General features: G+C 69.2%; 17 protein-coding genes and 1 tRNA gene. 6 read left to right on the forward strand and 12 right to left on the reverse strand.

What is annotated here, in order from left to right:
- Window positions 1–10: 10 nt before the first annotated feature.
- Together ACZ4M3_RS15600 and pyk are read left to right on the forward strand one after the other, a co-directional pair.
- A complete protein-coding gene (locus tag ACZ4M3_RS15600) occupies window positions 11–715 on the forward strand; it encodes an SIMPL domain-containing protein (RefSeq protein WP_467732779.1) in 705 nt (234 codons plus the stop codon).
- Between the two features lie 146 nt (window positions 716–861).
- Complete coding sequence (pyk, locus tag ACZ4M3_RS15605; RefSeq protein ID WP_467732781.1) at window positions 862–2,289, forward strand: pyruvate kinase; 1,428 nt, start codon at window positions 862–864, stop codon at window positions 2,287–2,289.
- A 62-nt stretch (window positions 2,290–2,351) separates the two neighbouring features.
- Here pyk and ACZ4M3_RS15610 read toward each other — a convergent pair whose 3' ends face one another.
- Window positions 2,352–2,861 (reverse strand): GNAT family N-acetyltransferase, encoded by a 510-nt coding sequence (locus ACZ4M3_RS15610; RefSeq protein ID WP_467732783.1) that lies wholly within the window; start codon window positions 2,859–2,861, stop codon window positions 2,352–2,354.
- 102 nt (window positions 2,862–2,963) lie between these two features.
- On the opposite strand from ACZ4M3_RS15610, the gene ACZ4M3_RS15615 reads away from it, so the two are divergent.
- The gene (locus tag ACZ4M3_RS15615) at window positions 2,964–3,419 is read left to right on the forward strand and encodes a MarR family transcriptional regulator (protein ID WP_467732785.1); all 456 of its coding nucleotides are present in this window, start codon (window positions 2,964–2,966) and stop codon (window positions 3,417–3,419) included.
- A 37-nt stretch (window positions 3,420–3,456) separates the two neighbouring features.
- Window positions 3,457–4,038: a hypothetical protein gene (locus ACZ4M3_RS15620; protein ID WP_467732787.1), complete on the forward strand. Its 582-nt coding sequence runs from the start codon at window positions 3,457–3,459 to the stop codon at window positions 4,036–4,038.
- Here the strand turns inward: ACZ4M3_RS15620 and ACZ4M3_RS15625 are convergent.
- Both ACZ4M3_RS15625 and ACZ4M3_RS15630 read right to left on the reverse strand, forming a co-directional pair.
- Complete coding sequence (locus ACZ4M3_RS15625) at window positions 4,035–4,730, reverse strand: helix-turn-helix domain-containing protein (RefSeq protein ID WP_467732789.1); 696 nt, start codon at window positions 4,728–4,730, stop codon at window positions 4,035–4,037. The two genes, ACZ4M3_RS15620 and ACZ4M3_RS15625, sit on opposite strands and share 4 nt — an antisense overlap.
- Before the next feature lie 180 nt (window positions 4,731–4,910).
- Window positions 4,911–4,983, reverse strand: a tRNA-Leu gene (locus ACZ4M3_RS15630).
- Between the two features lie 64 nt (window positions 4,984–5,047).
- On the opposite strand from ACZ4M3_RS15630, the gene ACZ4M3_RS15635 reads away from it, so the two are divergent.
- On the forward strand, window positions 5,048–5,734 hold the full coding sequence (locus tag ACZ4M3_RS15635) for an ANTAR domain-containing response regulator (RefSeq protein WP_467732791.1): 687 nt from the start codon (window positions 5,048–5,050) through the stop codon (window positions 5,732–5,734).
- A 69-nt stretch (window positions 5,735–5,803) separates the two neighbouring features.
- Here ACZ4M3_RS15635 and ACZ4M3_RS15640 read toward each other — a convergent pair whose 3' ends face one another.
- From ACZ4M3_RS15640 to ACZ4M3_RS15680, 9 genes are all read right to left on the reverse strand, one after another.
- Entirely contained in the window at window positions 5,804–6,520 is a 717-nt protein-coding gene (locus ACZ4M3_RS15640) for an ABC transporter ATP-binding protein (RefSeq protein WP_467732793.1), read from the reverse strand.
- The gene (locus tag ACZ4M3_RS15645; RefSeq protein ID WP_467732795.1) at window positions 6,517–7,491 is read right to left on the reverse strand and encodes an ABC transporter ATP-binding protein; all 975 of its coding nucleotides are present in this window, start codon (window positions 7,489–7,491) and stop codon (window positions 6,517–6,519) included. Before ACZ4M3_RS15645 ends, ACZ4M3_RS15640 begins: the two co-directional genes overlap by 4 nt.
- 3 nt (window positions 7,492–7,494) lie before the next feature.
- Window positions 7,495–9,318, reverse strand: coding sequence for a branched-chain amino acid ABC transporter permease (locus ACZ4M3_RS15650; protein ID WP_467732797.1), 1,824 nt, complete (start codon window positions 9,316–9,318; stop codon window positions 7,495–7,497).
- The gene (locus ACZ4M3_RS15655) at window positions 9,315–10,244 is read right to left on the reverse strand and encodes a branched-chain amino acid ABC transporter permease (protein WP_467732799.1); all 930 of its coding nucleotides are present in this window, start codon (window positions 10,242–10,244) and stop codon (window positions 9,315–9,317) included. The genes ACZ4M3_RS15650 and ACZ4M3_RS15655 overlap by 4 nt, the downstream gene beginning before the upstream one ends.
- Before the next feature lie 108 nt (window positions 10,245–10,352).
- Entirely contained in the window at window positions 10,353–11,585 is a 1,233-nt protein-coding gene (locus ACZ4M3_RS15660) for a branched-chain amino acid ABC transporter substrate-binding protein (protein ID WP_467732801.1), read from the reverse strand.
- Window positions 11,586–11,885: 300 nt separating this feature from the next.
- The gene (locus tag ACZ4M3_RS15665; RefSeq protein ID WP_467732803.1) at window positions 11,886–12,254 is read right to left on the reverse strand and encodes a hypothetical protein; all 369 of its coding nucleotides are present in this window, start codon (window positions 12,252–12,254) and stop codon (window positions 11,886–11,888) included.
- Between the two features lie 260 nt (window positions 12,255–12,514).
- Window positions 12,515–12,910: a hypothetical protein gene (locus tag ACZ4M3_RS15670; RefSeq protein WP_467732805.1), complete on the reverse strand. Its 396-nt coding sequence runs from the start codon at window positions 12,908–12,910 to the stop codon at window positions 12,515–12,517.
- A 57-nt stretch (window positions 12,911–12,967) separates the two neighbouring features.
- A complete protein-coding gene (locus tag ACZ4M3_RS15675; RefSeq protein ID WP_467732807.1) occupies window positions 12,968–13,426 on the reverse strand; it encodes a PaaI family thioesterase in 459 nt (152 codons plus the stop codon).
- Between the two features lie 58 nt (window positions 13,427–13,484).
- Entirely contained in the window at window positions 13,485–15,755 is a 2,271-nt protein-coding gene (locus ACZ4M3_RS15680; protein ID WP_467732809.1) for an FdhF/YdeP family oxidoreductase, read from the reverse strand.
- Window positions 15,756–15,899: 144 nt separating this feature from the next.
- Here ACZ4M3_RS15680 and polA point away from each other — a divergent pair, with 144 nt between their 5' ends.
- A complete protein-coding gene (polA, locus tag ACZ4M3_RS15685; protein WP_467732811.1) occupies window positions 15,900–18,620 on the forward strand; it encodes a DNA polymerase I in 2,721 nt (906 codons plus the stop codon).
- The last annotated feature ends 20 nt before the right edge of the window (window positions 18,621–18,640 follow it).

Raw genomic sequence — 18,640 nt, forward strand, 5'->3', positions numbered from 1 at the left:
GAGTGAAGCCATGACCCAGGACCCCACGCACCAGCCCTACGGAACCCCCGAAGTCCCGCGCGTCGCCGTCCGTGGCGAAGCCCGTATCGAAGTCGACCCCGAGATCGCCCGCATCGGAATCACCGTCAACGCCCGCGGCACCGACCGGCGCACCGCCCTCGAAGACCTCACCCGCCGCAACAACGCCGTACTCGACCTCATCAAGAGCTACGGCGACCCCGTCGAAAAACTCGAAACCGGCGCCTTCTCCATCACCCCCGAACTCACCCGCCACGGCCGCGCCGAACGCGTCCGCGCCTACCACGGCCGCGTCCACATCACCGCCGAACTCAACGACTTCACCACCCTCGGCGAACTCACCACCCGCCTCGCCGACCTCGAACTCACCCGCGTCGACGGCCCCTGGTGGGCCCTGCGCCCCACCTCACCCGCCCACGGCCAGGCCCGCCGCCAAGCCGTACTCGAAGCCGTCCAGCGCGCCCGCGAATACGCCGAAGCCCTCGGTGCCCGCCTCGCCGCCCTCGTCGAACTCGCCGACCTCGGCGCCGAGAACGCCACCCCCTTCCCCGCCGCCCCCGGCTCCGGCATGCGCACCATGGCCTACGGCGCCCCCGCCGAAGACGCCGGCGCCCCGCCCCTCGACCTCGAACCCCAGCGCCAGACCGTCTACGCCCAGGTCAACGCCCGCTTCACCATGACCCCGCCGCAGCTCTGAAAAGCCCCTCCGCACGCCGCCCGGGGGTGCTCATCGGAGCACCCCCACGCACATTCAACAAATGTCAACAACCTTTTGCCCAAAGGTTGTTGAGTGGACACCCGGAACCAATTTCCTACTCCCTGGTAGGGGCATACGCTCGCTCCATGCGCCGAGCGAAAATCGTTTGTACCCTGGGACCCGCCACCGACTCGTACGACCAGATCAAAGCCCTGGTCGAAGCCGGAATGGACATCGCCCGCCTCAACCTCAGCCACGGCACCTACGCCGAACACGAGGAGCGCTACCAGCGCGTACGCAAGGCCTCCGACGAGACCGGCCGCAGCGTCGGCATCCTCGCCGACCTTCAAGGCCCGAAGATCCGACTCGGCCGCTTCCGCGAAGGACCCGTACTCCTTGAACGCGGTGACGAATTCACCATCACCGTCGAAGACCACGAAGGCGACCGCCACACCTGCGGCACCACCTACAAAGGCCTCGCCGCAGACGTCGCCACCGGCGAACGCATCCTCGTCGACGACGGCCGCGTCACCCTCCAGGTCACCGGCATCGACGGCCCCCGCGTCCAGACCCTCGTCATCGAAGGCGGCATGGTCTCCGACCACAAGGGACTCAACCTCCCCGGCGTCGCCGTCTCCGTACCCGCCCTCTCCGAAAAAGACATCGACGACCTCCGCTGGGCCCTGCGCGCTGGCGCCGACATCATCGCCCTCTCCTTCGTCCGCAGCGGCCGCGACATCGAAGACGTCCACCGCGTCATGGACGAAGAAGGCCGCCGCCTCCCCGTCATCGCCAAGATCGAAAAGCCGCAGGCGGTCGACAGCATCGACGACATCGTCGCCGCCTTCGACGGCATCATGGTCGCCCGCGGCGACCTCGGCGTCGAAATGCCCCTCGAACAAGTCCCCATCGTGCAAAAGCGCGCCATCAAACTCGCCAAGCGCAACGCCAAACCCGTCATCGTCGCCACCCAAATGCTCGACTCGATGATCGAGAACTCCCGGCCCACCCGCGCCGAAGCCTCCGACGTCGCCAACGCCGTCATCGACGGAACCGACGCCGTCATGCTCTCCGGCGAAACCAGCGTCGGCAAATACCCCGTCGAAACCGTACGCACCATGGCCCGCATCGTCGAAGCCGCCGAAGAAGACATCCTCGCCAAAGGCCTGCCGCCCCTCACCGAACACAGCAAGCCCCGCACCCAAGGCGGCGCCGTCGCCCGCGCCGCAGCCGAAATGGGCGACTTCCTCGGCGCCAAATTCCTCGTCGCCTTCACCCAGAGCGGAGACACCGTCCGCCGGCTCTCCCGCTACCGCTCACCCATCCCCCTCCTCGCCTTCACCCCCGACCCCGCCACCCGCTCCCAGCTCAACCTCACCTGGGGCGTGGAAACCTTCCTCGGCCCCCACGTCGACTCCACCGACGCCATGGTCGACCAAGTCGAAGAAGAACTCCTGCGGATCGGCCGCTGCGTACCCGGCGACATCGTCGTCATCACCGCCGGCTCACCCCCCGGCGTCACCGGCTCCACCAACCTGGTCCGCGTCCACCACATCGGCGACGCCGTCAGCTGACGAGACCGGGGCCGCCCGCGCACGCCGTCCCGCCGGGAGCACCCGCTCCCGGCGGGACACCGTCACACCAGATCGGTAGGCGGATCGACGGCCCAATGGTTGGCCGCCAGCACCCGCCCCGCGAACACCACCTCACGCGCGGCGAGGAGCCGGAAACCAAGAGACCGGCAGATACCGTTCGAAGCACCGTTGCCCACCGCCGGAAACGCGTGCACCAACCCCCAGCGATCCTCCTCCCGCGCCCGCTCCAACACGCTGCGAACGGCCCGCTTGCCCAGCCCCCGCCCCTGGAACTCCGGCAGGACCATCCAGCCGATCTCCGACACCGGACCGTCCTCCGAGTCGTGGGACCACAAGGTCACCGAGCCCGCCACCACCGCCGGCACGGCCGGATCCGGAACGATCATCTTGATCCAGTCGAGATCCGCCGCCGCCCTACGGACATCCCGCTCGACCTTCTCCTCCATGCCCGCACGAGGCAAGGGCCCACCCAGATCCGCCATCATCGCGGGATCGCACCGCATCCTCACGTAAGCACCGACATCGCCGAGTTCCACGTCCCGCAACTGCACTGCCCACTCCCTCGCTTCGCCGGGCCGCACCGATTCTCCCCGCCCCCCGGAGAACGCCAGGAGACTTGACCTCAAGCTAACTTGAGGTCCTACCTTCTCCGCATGGACTTCAAGCCCTACCCCCAAGAACAACTCGCCGCCCAAGCCATCGGCTACTGGAGCCGCGAAACCGCCAACCTCGTCATCTCCGGCCTGCGCACCGCCCTCGCCGAAGAGGACCTCACCCAACCCCACTGGTGGATCCTCAACCACGTGGCCGGCGCCCCCGGCGCCTGGACCAGAACCGCCCTCACCGGAAAACTCACCCGCTTCGACGACCAGAACACCGACTTCGAAGCCGTCTACGACGACCTCACCACCCGAGGCTGGCTCACCACCGCCAACGGCGCACTCGCCCTCACCGTCGAAGGCGAAGCCGGCCGCCTGCGCGCCCACGACCGCAACGCGGCCGTCCACACCCGCATCCGCCAGGGCATCGACACCCCCACCTACGCCGCCACCATCGACACCCTCCGCCGCATGGTCGCCAACCTCGGCGGCAACGCCGACCTCCCCTGACCCTCCTGCTGTCAGACCCCGCCGCTACCGTCCACCCATGGGCTTCACCAGCGCTTGGGCCATCAGCAGCCACACCGACGACGCCATAGCCGCACTCACCCCCCGCCTGCTGCCCGCCATGCACGCCGACAGCAGCCACCCCGAAGCCCGACGCCGCTGGCGCCAATGGCAACGAACCTGGTCCGAGGCGGACAACGCCGCGACCGACTCCGTCCACGACCTCACCGCCCCGGGCCAGCACGTCGACGCCGTCTGCGACGGCACCGCGGACCCGGCCTTCTACGTCGTCGACGACGTCTGGGCAGGCCAGGACCGGGACGGCATCTTCATCTCCGTCCACTCCAAGCAGTACGCGGTGGCATCCCTCTTCCACACCATCGGACCGGCCCGGGCGAGCCTCCTCCCGGGCTGGTGCGGCAACTTCCTCCTCACCTCCGCCCAGGTCCGCCAACACCTCCCCCAGGTGGAGCGGGCCCTGACCTTCACCCCGCCCGAGGGCCGGGACTGGCTGGACTACGCGAACGACGAGGAGACCGTCCTCGAGGGTCCCCTCCGCGTCTGGCGCACAGCCGCCGAAACCGGCCTGGGCCTCTGCGGCGTGGCGGTCCACCTGTCCTAGTGCTTGGGCCCGATGTGCGCGTCCATCAGGGCCACCGACGCCTTGCGGGCGATGGAGACGTTGAAGGGGTCACTGCCGCGCGCGAGGACCGTCCACTGGACCCCGACCTTGGCCAGGGTGTCCGTACAGAGCCCGCGGATGTCGTCCGACTTGTTGGTGAAGAAGTACCGCGGATACTCGTACCGCTTCCCGTTCCGAACGGTCCAGTTGGTGACCCGGCACCCGTCGGAGTGGATCAGCCCCCGCAGGAACTCCCAGGGGTGGGCGTCGACGATCTCCTGCTGCCAGTCTTCGAGCACGATCCGCCGGTCGTGCTTCTTGCCGGGGCCGTGCTGCGGGAACAGGCACAGCCAGTGGCGCGTGTAGGACTTGACCTCCACGCACCCCTTCTTGTGGCGGCGGCTCGTGCGGGGCATGGCCATGACCAGGTGCATGGCTTCCCCGGCTGCGTCGATGAGCCCGGTCCATGAGGCGTCGCAGAAGACGGACAGGTGGTGCTGCTTGTACTTCGAGATGATGTGGCCGTCGCCGAGGTACAGGCCCAAGAGGTAGGCGTACGCGCGCTGATCGACTTGGCGGCCCGCGCACTTGGGACAGTCGGTCGGCTGGGTGTAGGTCTCGCCCCGGCGTCTCCGGTCCTCGTATCGCCACCAGCCAATGGTGCCGCGGGGTATTCCGAAATGTTCGGCCACCGCCCGGTTTGTCTCGCCCCGGCGGAGTAGGTGGGACCGCTTGTTCGCGAATCGAAGGATTGTGCTCCACTCGCGGGAGCTTCGTCGCTATTCGTCCGGCGGCCCGCTATTCGAAGACGCGTTCACCGTGACGAGTGAAGATCCCCAAATGGGATGGTGACCTTCAAATTAAAGGAGAAGTACCCCGGGTCGGATTCGAACCGACGCTGAATGGGTTTTGAATCCATCGCCTCTACCGCTGGGCTACCGGGGCTCCTTCGAAACGAAGGATACCGAAGACCCTCCGTGTCACAAACATACAGGAGCTAGGTAGGCTCATGGGAGCTGAATCGCCCCGCAACGAGGAGCACCCCGTGACCGCCGAGCACGAGTCGACGCCCACGCCCGACGCCGACCAGTCGCACGTTCCGCCGCTGACGACCCGCGTCGTCATCGCCGAGGACGAGGCGCTCATCCGTCTCGACCTCAAAGAGATGCTCGAAGAGGAGGGCTACGCCGTCGTCGGCGAGGCCGGGGACGGGCAGACGGCCGTCGAGCTGGCCCGCGAGCACCGGCCCGACCTGGTGATCCTCGACGTGAAGATGCCGGTCCTCGACGGGATCTCCGCCGCCGAGAAGATCGCGGAGGAGTCCATCGCCCCGGTCCTGATGCTGACCGCGTTCTCGCAGCGCGACCTCGTGGAGCGGGCCCGTGACGCCGGGGCCATGGCGTACCTGGTGAAGCCGTTCAGCAAGAGCGACGTCGTCCCGGCCATCGAGATGGCCGTGTCGCGTTTCGCGGAGTTGCGGGCGCTGGAGAAGGAGGTCGCGGACCTCTCGCTGCGGCTGGAGACCCGCAAGCTGGTGGACCGGGCGAAGAGCATCCTGCAGACCCAGTACGGGCTGACCGAGCCGGCCGCGTTCCGGTGGATCCAGAAGACCTCCATGGACCGCCGCATGTCCATGCAGCAGGTCGCCGAGGCGGTCATCGAGGACGCCGAGGAGAAGAAGAACGCCGCCAAGTAGGGCGCGGAGCATGCGTGAGGCCCGCCACCGGAATCCGGTGGCGGGCCTCACGCGTGTACAGCGGGCGGGTCAGTCCTCGCCGAGGTAGGCCTTGCGGACGTCCTCGTTGACGAGGAGTTCGCGGCCGGGGCCGGACAGGACGACCTTGCCGATCTCCATGACGTGGCCCTGGTCGGCGAGCGAGAGCGCCGCCTGGGCGTTCTGCTCGACCAGCAGGATGGTCGTGCCCTGGGACTTGAGTTCGGCGATCGTCGCCATGATCTTCTGCATCATGAGCGGCGAGAGGCCCATCGACGGCTCGTCCAGCATGAGCAGCTTCGGCCGGGACATGAGCGCGCGGCCCATGGCGAGCATCTGCTGTTCGCCGCCCGAGAGGGTGCCGGCGGCCTGCTTGCGGCGCTCTCCCAGGATGGGGAAGAGGTCGTAGGCGCGCTGGACGTCCTTCTGGATGCCGTCTTTGTCGCTGCGCAGGAAGGCGCCGAGGAGGAGGTTGTCCTCGATCGTCATGCGCGGGAAGATGTGCCGCCCCTCGGGGGAGTGGGCGAGGCCGAGCGCGACGATGTCGTGCGCGGCGACCTTCTTGAGCGACTTGCCCTGGAACTTGATCTGGCCGCCGCGCGGTTTGATCAGGCCGGAGAGGGTGCGGAGGGTCGTGGTCTTGCCGGCGCCGTTGGTGCCGATGAGGGTGACGATCTCGCCTTCGTCGACGCTGAAGGAGATGCCTTTGACGGCTTCGATCTTGCCGTAGGCGACGCGGAGGTCCTCGACCTCGAGGAGTGCGGTCACTTGGCTTCTCCGTCCGTGCTGGTGGTGCTGTGCGCCTCCGTGGCTTCGGCGTCCTGGGCGGCCTCCGCCTCGGGAGCCTCCGTGGTCTCGGGAGTTTCCGTGGCCTCCGTGGCCTCGGGTGCTTCCGGAGCCTCGGTGGCCTCGGCGGCTTCGACCTCCGCGAGCTCCTCGGCGCCGGGGGCGCCTTCGAAGGGTTCGCCGAGGTAGGCGGCGACGACGCGTTCGTCGCTCTGGACCTCGGTAGCGGTGCCTTCGATGAGCTTTTCGCCCTGGACGAGGCAGGCGACGCGGTCGCAGAGGTTGAAGATGAAGCGCATGTCGTGCTCGATGACGAGAACGGCGATGCCCTTGTCCCGGATGGCGAAGATGAGTTCTTCGGTGGTCCGGGTCTCCTGCGGGTTCATGCCGGCGGTGGGCTCGTCCAGGAGGATGAGGCCGGGGTCGCTGGCGAGGGCGCGGGCGATCTCCAGCTTGCGCTGCTCGCCGTACGGGAGGTTGCGGGCGAGGTGTTCGGCCTTGTGGGCCAGGCCGATGAACTCCAGGAGTTCCATGGCCTTCTCGCGGCTGGCTTCTTCGGCGCGGCCGAAACTGGGCAGGCGCAGGAGGGCCGCCCAGAGGCCTTCCTTGGTGCGGGTGTGCCGGCCGACGAGCACGTTTTCCAGGACCGTCATGTTGTTGAAGAGACGGATGTTCTGGAAGGTGCGGGCGATGCCGGCGGCGGTGACCTTGTACGACTTGGGGGGCAGGACCGTGCCCTTGTACCGGACTTCGCCCTCGGTGGGGATGTAGAGGCCGGTGAGGCAGTTGAAGAAGGTGGTCTTGCCGGCGCCGTTGGGGCCGATGAGGCCGACGATCTCGCCGCTGCGGACGGTGAGGTCGACGTTCTTGACGGCGGTGAGGCCGCCGAATCGCATGGTGACGCCGCGGGCGTCGAGGACGGTCTCGGCGGTTGCCGTGGTGGTCGTCGTCATGGGTCAGACCCCTGTCTTGCCGAGGACTGTGGGCGCTTCGAGGTCCGCGTGGAGTTCGAGCTGGTTGCGCCGGTTGGGGATGAGGCCTTCGGGGCGCAGGCGCATGAGGATGACGAGCGCGATGCCGAAGACGAGGAGCTGGTATTCGCCCAGGAACTGGAGCTTGTTGGGGATCATGAAGAGGAGGGCGCCGCCGACGAGGGGGCCGGAGATGGTGCCCATGCCGCCCAGGACGACCGCGGCGAGGAGGAATGCCGAGTTCGGGGGGACGGCGTTGGCGAAGACGTACTGGTCCGGGGTGACGGTGTAGTTCACGTGGGCCTGTACGGCTCCGGCGAGGCCGGCGAGGGTGGCGCCGAGGGCGAAGGCGACGAGCTTTACGCGGAAGCCGTTGATGCCCATGGCTTCGGCGGCGGTTTCGTCTTCGCGGATGGCGACCCAGGCGCGGCCGATGCGGGATTCGGCGCTGCGCCGGAAGACCATGATCACGATGAGGGTGACCAGGAGCATCAGCAGGAAGTAGTTGGCGAAGCGGCCGACGGTGAATCCGGCGATGGTGTGGTTGGCGCCGAAGTCGAAGCCGAAGAGGTCGACGTTGGGTACGCCGGCGATGCCGTTGGGCCCGTTGGTGAGGTCGGGGCCGGAGACGCCGTCGAGGTTGTTCATGGAGATCCGGAAGATCTCTCCGAAGCCCAGGGTGACGATGGCGAGGTAGTCGCCGCGCAGGCGCAGGGTCGGGGCGCCGATGAGGACGCCGAAGACCATGGAGGCGGCGGCGCCGAGGAGGATGGCGGCCCAGAAGGGGAGGTGTACTCCGAAGGGGGAGTTGGGGGAGCCGGAGACCAGGGCCGCGGTGTAGGCGCCGACGCCGAGGAAGGCGACGTAGCCGAGGTCGAGGAGGCCGGTGAGGCCGACGACGATGTTCAGGCCGAGGGCGACGGTGGCGAAGATGAGGATGTTGACGCCGAGGGTCGCGTACTGGTCGTCGGTCTGGGTGAGGGGGAAGGCGGCGGCCGCGGCGAAGGCGCCGACGAGGGCGACGTTGCGGTGCTTGGTGGTGAGGGCGGTGAAGCGGGCGAGGAGGCCGGCCTTGTTGAGGGCGGCGAAGCCGAAGCCTGCGGTGATGAGGAAGCCGAGGAAGAGTTCCTGGTACGGCGTGGTGATGCCGTAGGTGAAGACTCCGAGGGTGATGGCGAGGACGGCCGCGATCAGCAGGATCTCGGCCCAGGCCGGGAGGGCGCGCGCGGGGCGCGGGGTGTGGTTGGCGAGGGCGGCCTTGACGGTCGTCCAGGTGTTGCCGAGGTGGTGCTTGCGCTGTTCCCAGGGGGTGTCGTCGGGGTCCGGTGCGTCCAGGACGGGGCGCTCGAAGGGGAGTGCGAGTGCGCCGGTCAGGGCGAGGAGGGTGACCACGGCCACGATGTAGCCGCCGGGTTCGAGGTTGACGACGCCGCCGAGGGTGACGGTGATGGTGATGACCGTGTACCAGGCGGTGGCGAAGGCGGCGAGTGCGGCGAGTTTGAGGGCCGCGTCGGCGCCTGCGGGGGCGAGCCAGCCGAGGCCTTTGACTCCGTAGGAGGCGAGGCCGAAGAGGGTGGTGAGGGCGCCGCCGATGAGGACGAGCCACTGGAGGCCGCCGGGGTAGCCGTAGACGGTGAGGTCTCCGGGGAAGGCTGCGGTCCAGGTCCAGGACATGAAGCAGGAGAGGATGGTGAGGACGCCGCCGGCGGTGGCGAGGAGGCGGGCCGTCTTCTCGGGGATCGCGATGAAGCCGGTGTGGGCTGCGGTGGTCTTCGCGGTGTCCGCGGTGATGGTCGTCATGGTTCTCACGCCCTGTCCGCCACGCGCTCGCCCAGCAGGCCCTGGGGCCGCAGGAGGAGCACGAGGATGAGGAGTACGAACGCCCAGGTGTTGCCCCAGGACTGGCCGCCGAGCTGGCTCATGCCGGGGACGTCGGCGATGTAGGCGGTGGTGAGGGTCTCGGCGAGGCCGAGGACCAGGCCGCCGATCATGGCGCCGTAGATGTTCCCGATGCCGCCGAGGACGGCGGCGGTGAAGGCCTTGAGGCCGAGGATGAAGCCCATGCGGTAGTTGACTTCGCCGTACTTGAGGCCGTAGGCGACTGCGCCGACGGCGGCGAAGGCGGCGCCGAGGGCGAACGCGACCGTGATGATGCGGTCGGTGTTGATGCCCATGAGCTTGGCGGTGTCGGGGTCCTGGGCGGTTGCCTGCATGCCGCGGCCGGTGCGGGTCTTCTTGACGAAGAACCCGAGGAAGGCCATGGAGATGGGGGCGGCGATGAGGAGGAAGACGTCACCGGTCTGGATGGTGATGCTGCCGAGGTGGAAGGCGCCGCCGGGGATCTGGGGGAAGACTACGGAGGACTTCGCGTCGGGGTACCAGGCCCATACCGCCTGCTGGAGGACGATGGAGAGGCCGATGGCGGTGATGAGCGGGGCGAGCCGGGGCGCGTTGCGCAGGGGCCGGTAGGCGAAGCGTTCGGCTCCGACGGCGATGGTGGTGGCGACGATGACCGCGCCTATGAGCATGAGCGGCAGCGCGATCCACATGGTGGTGCCGGTGGGGAGCATCAGCCAGACCGTGAGGGCTCCGAAGCCTCCGGTCATGAAGATCTCGCCATGCGCGAAGTTGATGAGCTGGACGATGCCATAGACCATCGTGTAGCCGATGGCGACGAGCCCGTACATGGATCCCAGTAGCAGGCCGTTGACCAGCTGTTGCGGCAGTTCGTGCACCGCAGGTCCTCCGAGTCTTTCGACGGATGTGACACCGCGCGGGGCGCTGTGTGCGCGCCCCGCGCGGCTGGTGAGGGGGTGAGCTGCTAGCGAGCTAGCGGAGGGAGGTCAGCTGCCGAGGGTGCCGGACTCGACGGTCTTGAAGTCGTCGCCGTCGACCTTGTAGACGGTCAGCTGCTTGTTGGTGGCGTCGCCGAATTCGTCGAAGGAGACCTTGCCGGTCACGCCGTCGAAGTTGACGCCCTGGACGGCTGCGAGGACCTTGGCGCGGGCGTCCGAGGGGAGCTTGCCGTTGTTGTCGTCGACGACCTTCTTGACGGCTTCGATGACGGCCCAGGCGGAGTCGTACGAGTAGCCGCCGTAGGCGGAGTAGTCGTCCTTGTAGCCGGCCTTCTTGTAGTTGTCGATGAAGTCCTTGGCGGAGGGCAGCGTCTCGACGGGGGCGCCGACGGAGGTGCACAGGTCGCCCTGGGCTTCGGCTCCGGCGAGTTCGACGTACTTCTTGTCCTTCATGCCGTCGCCGCCGACGAGCGGGATGTTGGTGCCGGAGGCCTTGATCTGCTTGCTGAGCGGGCCGGCCGCCGGGTACTCGCCGCCGTAGTAGACGACGTCGGCGCCGGAGCTCTTGACCTGGGTCACGATGGCGGAGAAGTCCTTGGAGTCCGGGTCGATGTGGCCTTCGCCGACGACCTGGCCGCCGAGCTTGGTGAACTCGCCCTTGAAGGTTCCGGCGAGGCCGGCGCCGTAGGTCTTCTTGTCATCGATGATGAAGACCTTCTTCTTGCCCGCCTTGTTGAAGAGGTACTGCGCGGCGAACGGACCCTGGATGGCGTCCGTGGTCGCGGTGCGGAAGTAGCTCTTGTAGGTGCGGACCTTCTGGCCTTCGGCCCACTTGGGGCCCTGGGTCAGGGAGGGGCTGGTGTTGGCCGGGGAGATCTGGGCCAGTTTGGCGTCGTCGAAGACCTTCTGCATCGACTCGGACACCGAGGAGTTCAGGGGGCCGACGACGCCGAGGACGTCCTTGTCGGCGGTGAGCTTGGTGGCGTTCTGCTGGCCGGAGGAGGCCTGGGCCTGGTCGTCGAGGGCCTGGATCTTGAAGGTGACGCCCTTGACGTACTTCTTCTCGTTGGCCTGCTTGGCGGCGAGGTCGGCGGAGTTCTTGATGCCGAGGCCGAGGGCGGAGAGGTCGCCGGTCAGCGGGGCGTCGACGCCTATGACGACCGTGGTGTTGCCACCGTCACCGGTGGAGCCGGCCTTGTCGTTGCGCGAACCACAGGCGGTGAGAGTGAGAGCGCCTGCGGCGAGGGCGGCCGTCACGGCGATGAGCTGACGATGACGCACGATCAGTCCTTTCCTGGCGCCGCGTCCCCCCTGGGACGCGTCGAGTCGAACGCGCGGAACCGAACTGAATGGAATCCGGTGGTCGCGGTAACTGGCGGTGACTCTAAGCGGGACTTCGGACGTTATGGAGGGCTCAGGCCAATGATGTGACTCTCTTGTTATGCCACGGCGTAATACATACCGGACCCCTGAGGGTGGAAGGGGGGAATTCCGGCCGGTTCGTGCCGTCCGGATGGTGAGATGGTGCAGGACTGTCCGGCGGTTTGAGTCCTGTCGTTCCAGGCCTCTGGGGCGTTTTGGTCATGACGGCGCGGGGGTCCGGCTGTCTCGATCTTCGGGACAGGCCCTGGTCAGAGCGGCGGAGAGATCCCTGGCATAACGGTCACCCGGGATGTAACTGTGCTCCTCTTTCCCGAAATCATTACTGAGGGTTACGTCGAGGAAAGGTAGCCCCGAATTCCGTGCCACATGCACGCAGTCTTCGACGTGAATGCCGATCACGAGCTCGCGGAGCTCCCCCCTGGCCACGACGACGGGCAGCGCCGACTGGATCACTACGCTCAGTGCCTGCGAGGGCTGGCTGATCCGTTCCACCGAGACGGGCCGGACGGACTCGCTGCGCACACGCACAGTGAACGTGAACGCCAGGTCCGGCGCGGGGGTGTCCACGGGTTCGCCGTAGCTGAAGGAGACGCTCTGGGAGGGCGCCGCCGGTGTCTGCGGCGCGGGCCGGGGGCGCCCGGCGTACTGGTGGACGCCCGCGACCGCAAGTGCGGCGGCGCAGGCCAGGGCCGTGAGGGCGATGGCCGTACGGCGGCTGCCCCGGTAACGGGAGTGGATCCGGGCAGCTGCCGGTCCACGGGGCCGCGTACGCGGGAGCTCCTCGCCCGAGGTGCCCTCGCCGGGCTCGACGGGGCCGATGCCGCCGCTCACTGCCAGGGCCCGCCGGTCGGAGTGCCGGAGCGGTAGCGTTCGGCGCAACGGCGCCCGGCCTCCCGGGCGGTGAGTTCCCGGGCGGCTTCCCGGCCGTGGGTGCGTTGCTCGGCGCGGGCGTCTTCGACGACGGCGCGCAGGATGTCGTTCTGCCCGCCGGACAGGCCCATCGCCTGGTAGTCGAGGCTGACGGGGTCGCGTCCTTCGCCGCCGTCGAGGATGATCGCGGCCCAGCGGGTGATGAGGGCGGCGCACAGTTGCGCGGGCGGGGTGGCGTTGGGGGAGGGCTGGCCCGTGCGGGTGGCGGTGGCGCAGCCGAGGAGTGCGGTGCTCAGGAGTGCGGTCGCCGCGCAGGCGGCGGTGGCGCGCCGCGGCGCCGGTCCGGATCCCATGGCGGGAACGCTAGACCGGCGCCGGTGGCAGCACAACTGCTGTCGGCGGAACGGGGGTTACGAGTTCGTGTCGCGCAGGAGGCAGGTGAGGCGGGCCGTGCAGACGCGCTTGTCCTGGTCGTCGGTGATGACGATCTCGAAGGTGGTGGTGGAGCGGCCCTTGTGGACGGGGGTGGCGACGCCGGTGACCAGGCCGGAGCGGATGCCGCGGTGGTGGGTGCAGTTCAGGTCGACGCCGACGGCGATCTTGTTGATGCCGCCGTGCATCATCGCGCCGACCGAGCCGAGGGTCTCCGCGAGGACGGCGGAGGCGCCGCCGTGCAGGAGTCCGTAGGGCTGGGTGTTGCCCTTGACGGGCATGGTGCCCACCACGCGGTCGGCCGAGGCCTCCAGGATGCGGATGTCCATGCGCTCGCCGAGGTCGCCCGCCGAGAACAGGGCGGGCAGGTCGACGCCCAGGGCCGCGTACTCGTCGAGGACCTCCTGCGGGAACTTCACTGCGTGCTGCTCGCCCATGGGCCGGCTCCGTTCGTGTGTCAACGTTCGTTAACCATCTTGTCCTGGGGTCGTTCTATCAGGCCGGTTCGAAGCGCACGACGACGGACTTGCTCGCGGGGGTGTTGCTGGTGTCGGCGGTGGAGTCCAGCGGGACCAGCACGTTGGTCTCGGGGTAGTAGGCGGCGGCGCAGCCGCGGGCCGTCGGGTAGTGCACGACGCGGAAGCCGGGGGCGCGCCGTTCCACGCCGTCCGACCATTCGCCGACGAGGTCGGTGTACGAGCCGTCGGCGAGGCCGAGCTCGGCCGCGTCCTCGGGGTGGACCATGACGACGCGGCGGCCGCCGGTGATCCCGCGGTAGCGGTCGTCGAGGCCGTAGATGGTGGTGTTGTACTGGTCGTGGCTGCGCAGGGTCTGCAGCAGCAGCCGGCCCGCGGGGAGCTTCGGGTACTCGACGGGCGCGGCGGTGAAGTTGGCCTTGCCGGTCTTGGTGGGGAAGCGGCGTTCGTCGCGCGGGGCGTGGGGGAGGCGGAATCCCTCGGGGCGGGCGGCGCGGGCGTTGAAGTCCTCGAAGCCGGGGACGACGCGGGAGATCCGGTCGCGGATGGCGGCGTAGTCCTTCTCGAACTCCTCCCACGGGGTGCGCGAGGCGTCGCCCAGCACGGCGCGGGCGAGGCGGGCGACGATGGCGGGTTCGGAGAGCAGGTGGGGGGAGGCGGGGGGCAGGTTGCCGCGGGAGGCGTGGACCATGCCCATGGAGTCCTCGACGGTGACGAACTGCTTGCCCGAGGCCTGCACGTCCTTGTCGGTGCGGCCGAGGGTGGGCAGGATCAGGGCGCGCTTGCCGGTGACCGCGTGGGAGCGGTTCAGTTTGGTGGAGACGTGGACGGTGAGGGAGGCGCGGCGGATGGCGGCTTCGGTGACCTCGGTGTCGGGGGTGGCGCCGACGAAGTTGCCGCCCATGGCGAAGAGCACCTTGGCGTGGCCGTCGCGCAGGGCCTGGATGGAGCGGACCACGTCGTAGCCGTGGTGGCGGGGCGAGGTGATGCCGAATTCCCGGTCGAGGGCGTCGAGGAAGGCGGGCGCGGGCCGTTCGAAGATGCCCATGGTGCGGTCGCCCTGGACGTTGGAGTGGCCGCGGACGGGGCAGACGCCGGCGCCGGGCCGGCCGATGTTGCCGCGCAGCAGGAGCAGGTTGACGACCTCGCGGATGGTGGCGACGGCGTGCTTGTGCTGGGTGAGGCCCATGGCCCAGCAGACGATGGTGCGCTCGGAGGCCAGGATCATGGCCAGGGCGCGTTCGATGTCGGAGCGGGTCAGGCCGGTGGCGGTGAGGGTCTCGTCCCAGTCGGCCTTCTTCGCGGTGGCCGCGAACTCCTCGTAGCCGTGGGTGTGCTCGCGGATGAACGCCTCGTCGGTGGCTGCGTCGGATTCGATGACGAGCCTGTTGAGGAGGCGGAAGAGGGCCTGGTCGCCACCGATGCGGATCTGCAGGAACAGATCGGTCAGGGCCGTTCCCTTGATCATGCCCAGCGGTTTCTGCGGGTTCTTGAACCGCTCGGTGCCGGCCTCGGGCAGCGGGTTCACCGAGATGATCTTCGCGCCGGCGGACTTGGCCCGCTCCAGGGCGGAGAGCATGCGCGGGTGGTTGGTACCCGGGTTCTGGCCCGCGACGATGATCAGATCGGCCTGGTGGAGGTCTTCGAGGGAGACGCTGCCCTTGCCGATGCCGATGGTCTCGTTCAGTGCGGAGCCCGAGGACTCGTGGCACATGTTGGAGCAGTCCGGGAGGTTGTTGGTGCCGAACTCGCGGGCGAAGAGCTGGAAGAGGAAGGCGGCCTCGTTGCTGGTGCGGCCCGAGGTGTAGAAGAGGGCCTCGTCGGGGGAGCCGAGGGCGCGCAGCTCCTCCGCGATGATCTCGAAGGCCCGCTGCCAGGACACCGGCTCGTAGTGGTCGGATCCGTCCGCCAGGTACACGGGCTGCGTGATGCGGCCCTGCTGGCCGAGCCAGTAGCCGCTGCGGGCGGCGAGCTCGGACACCGGGTGCTCGGCGAAGAACGCGGGGGTCACCCGGCGCAGCGTCGCCTCTTCGGCGACTGCCTTGGCGCCGTTCTCGCAGAATTCGGCGGTGTGGCGTTTGTCGCCCTCGGGCCAGGCGCAGCCGGGGCAGTCGAAGCCGTCCTTCTGGTTGACCTTGAGGAGGGTGCGGGCGGTGCGGGTCAGGCCCATCTGCCGCTCGGCGATCTTGAGGGTGTGCACGATCGCGGGCAGGCCGGCCGCCGCGTGCTGCGGGGGCGCGACCTGCGGCGCGTCCTGTACGGGATCACCTGCGGGCGGCTTGGTGGCCATGTCGCTCCCCTTCGAGCAGTCGGACATCGCGTCGGGCGGGCCGAGCGGTGGCGTATCGGGCCGATCCTGTCACGCCCCGCCGACATCGCGGACGCCGAGAGCGGCCGTCCCGGATTGTCACAGCGGACGCCTAGGATCGGAGGCGTGGCAGATTCAGCATCGAAGAAGACCGACCAGCCGACCGCAGCGGACCGCCCCCGCCTGATGCTCATGGACGGGCACTCCCTGGCGTACCGGGCGTTCTTCGCGCTGCCCGCGGAGAACTTCACGACCGCTACGGGCCAGCCGACCAACGCCATCTACGGCTTCGCGTCGATGCTGGCGAACACGCTGCGCGACGAGGCGCCCACGCACTTCGCGGTGGCGTTCGACGTGTCCCGCAAGACGTGGCGGGCGACGGAGTTCCCCGAGTACAAGGCGAACCGCTCCAAGACGCCCGACGAGTTCAAGGGGCAGGTCGAGCTGATCGGCGAGCTCCTGGACGCGATGAAGGTGCCGCGGTTCGCGATCGACGGCTTCGAGGCGGACGACGTCATCGCGACGCTGGCCACCCGGGCCGAGGCCGAGGGCTTCGAGGTGCTGATCGTCACGGGCGACCGGGACTCCTTCCAGCTCGTCTCCGAGCACACCACCGTGCTCTACCCGACGAAGGGCGTCTCCGAGCTGACCCGGTTCACGCCGGAGAAGGTCGTGGAGAAGTACGGCCTCACCCCGCAGCAGTACCCGGACTTCGCGGCGCTGCGCGGTGACCCGTCCGACAACCTGCCGGGCATCCCGGGCGTCGGCGAGAAGACCGCGGCCAAGTGGATCACGCAGTTCGGGTCGTTCCAGGAGCTGGTGGAGCGCGCCGAGGAGGTCAAGGGCAAGGCCGGGCAGAACTTCCGCGACCACCTGGAGTCGGTGAAGCTCAACCGCGTCCTGACGGAGATGGTCAAGGACGTCGAGCTGGACAAGGTCCCCGCCGACCTGGCCCGCCTGCCCTACGACCGGCAGGCCGTCACCGGCGTGCTGGACGTGCTGGAGATCCGCAACGCCTCGCTGCGCGAGCGGCTGCTGGCGATGGACCCGGGCGCGGCCGAGGCGCCGGCCCCCGCCCCGGCGGCCGGGGTGGAGCTGGACGGGTCCGTGCTGGGCGCGGGCGAGCTCGCCCCCTGGCTGGAGAGCCACGCGGGCGGGGCCCTCGGTGTCGCGACCGTCGACAGCTGGGGCCTGGGCCAGGGCAACGTGAGCGAGATCGCGCTGGCGTCGGCGGGCGGCCCCGCCGCCTGGTTCGAGCCGGCCGAGCTGGACGAGGCCGACGAGCGGGCCTTCGCCGCCTGGGCGGCCGATCCGGCGAAGCCCAAGGTGGTGCACAACGCCAAGGGCTTGATGCGGGTCTTCCCGGAGCACGGCTGGACCCTCGCGGGCGTCACCATGGACACCGCGCTCGCCGCGTACCTGGTCAAGCCGGGCCGCCGCTCCTTCGCGCTGGACGCGCTGTCCAACGAGTACCTGCACCGGGAGCTCGCCCCGGCCGCCGCGGACGGCCAGCTCGCCTTCGGCGCCGACGAGACCGCCGAGGCGGAGGCCCTGATGGCGCAGGCCCGCGCCGTCCTGGACCTGGGCGAGGCGTTCACCGGCAAGCTCGCCGAGGTGGGCGCCGCCGAACTGCTCCACGACATGGAACTGCCCACCTCCGAGCTGCTGGCCCGGATGGAGCGGGCCGGCATCGGCGCCGACCGCGACCACCTCGAAGGCATGGAGCAGCAGTTCGCGGGAGCCGTGCAGCAGGCGGTGAAGGAGGCGCACGCGGCGGTCGGCCACGAGTTCAACCTGGGCTCGCCCAAGCAGCTCCAGGAAGTGTTCTTCGGCGAGCTGGACCTGCCCAAGACGAAGAAGACCAAGACCGGCTACACCACGGACGCGGACGCGCTGGCCTGGCTGGCCACGCAGACCGACCACGAACTGCCCGTGATCATGCTGCGCCACCGCGAGCAGGCCAAGCTGCGCGTCACCGTCGAGGGCCTGGTCAAGTCGATCGCCGCCGACGGCCGTGTGCACACCAGCTTCAGCCAGACCGTCGCCGCGACCGGACGCCTGTCCTCCACCGACCCGAACCTGCAGAACGTGCCGGTGCGCACCGACGAGGGCCGCGCCATCCGCCGCGGCTTCGTCGTCGGCGAGGGCTACGAGTCCCTCATGACCGCCGACTACAGCCAGATCGAGCTGCGCGTCATGGCCCACCTCTCCGAGGACGCGGGCCTGATCGAGGCGTTCCTGTCGGGCGAGGACCTGCACACCACCGTCGCCTCCCAGGTGTTCGGCGTGGCGCGGTCCGCGGTCGACGCCGAGATGCGCCGCAAGATCAAGGCCATGTCGTACGGCCTCGCCTACGGGCTGTCCGCCTTCGGTCTCTCGCAGCAGCTGAACATCGAACCCGCCGAGGCGCGCGGGCTGATGGAAACGTTCTTCGAGCGGTTCGGCGGCGTCCGCGACTACCTCCAGCGCGTCGTCGAGGAAGCCCGCGCCACCGGGTACACCGAGACGGTACTGGGCCGCCGCCGCTACCTGCCCGACCTCAACAGCGACAACCGGCTGCGCCGTGAGGCCGCGGAGCGGATGGCGCTGAACGCCCCCATCCAGGGCACCGCCGCCGACATCGTCAAGGTCGCGATGCTGCGCGTCGACCGGGCCCTCACCGGGGCGGGGCTCACCTCGCGCATGCTGCTCCAGGTCCACGACGAAATCGTGCTGGAGATCGCGCCCGGCGAGCGGAAGAAGGTGGAGGAGCTGGTGCGCCGCGAGATGGCGGCCGCCGTCGAGCTGCGCGCCCCGCTGGACGTGTCCGTGGGCGTCGGCCCGGACTGGGAGTCCGCCGCGCACTGACCCGGCCCGGCACCGGCCCG

Source organism: Streptomyces sp. NPDC026522, from assembly GCF_055567555.1.

Excerpts from the sequence above, each read along its gene's own strand:
- ACZ4M3_RS15600 (WP_467732779.1), top strand. The coding sequence starts at position 11 with ATGACCCAGGACCCCACGCACCAGCCCTACGGAACCCCCGAAGTCCCG.
- pyk (WP_467732781.1), top strand. The coding sequence starts at position 862 with ATGCGCCGAGCGAAAATCGTTTGTACCCTGGGACCCGCCACCGACTCG.
- ACZ4M3_RS15615 (WP_467732785.1), top strand. The coding sequence starts at position 2,964 with ATGGACTTCAAGCCCTACCCCCAAGAACAACTCGCCGCCCAAGCCATC.
- ACZ4M3_RS15620 (WP_467732787.1), top strand. The coding sequence starts at position 3,457 with ATGGGCTTCACCAGCGCTTGGGCCATCAGCAGCCACACCGACGACGCC.
- ACZ4M3_RS15635 (WP_467732791.1), top strand. The coding sequence starts at position 5,048 with ATGGGAGCTGAATCGCCCCGCAACGAGGAGCACCCCGTGACCGCCGAG.
- ACZ4M3_RS15645 (WP_467732795.1), bottom strand. The coding sequence starts at position 7,491 with ATGACGACGACCACCACGGCAACCGCCGAGACCGTCCTCGACGCCCGC.
- ACZ4M3_RS15670 (WP_467732805.1), bottom strand. The coding sequence starts at position 12,910 with ATGGGATCCGGACCGGCGCCGCGGCGCGCCACCGCCGCCTGCGCGGCG.
- ACZ4M3_RS15675 (WP_467732807.1), bottom strand. The coding sequence starts at position 13,426 with ATGGGCGAGCAGCACGCAGTGAAGTTCCCGCAGGAGGTCCTCGACGAG.
- ACZ4M3_RS15680 (WP_467732809.1), bottom strand. The coding sequence starts at position 15,755 with ATGGCCACCAAGCCGCCCGCAGGTGATCCCGTACAGGACGCGCCGCAG.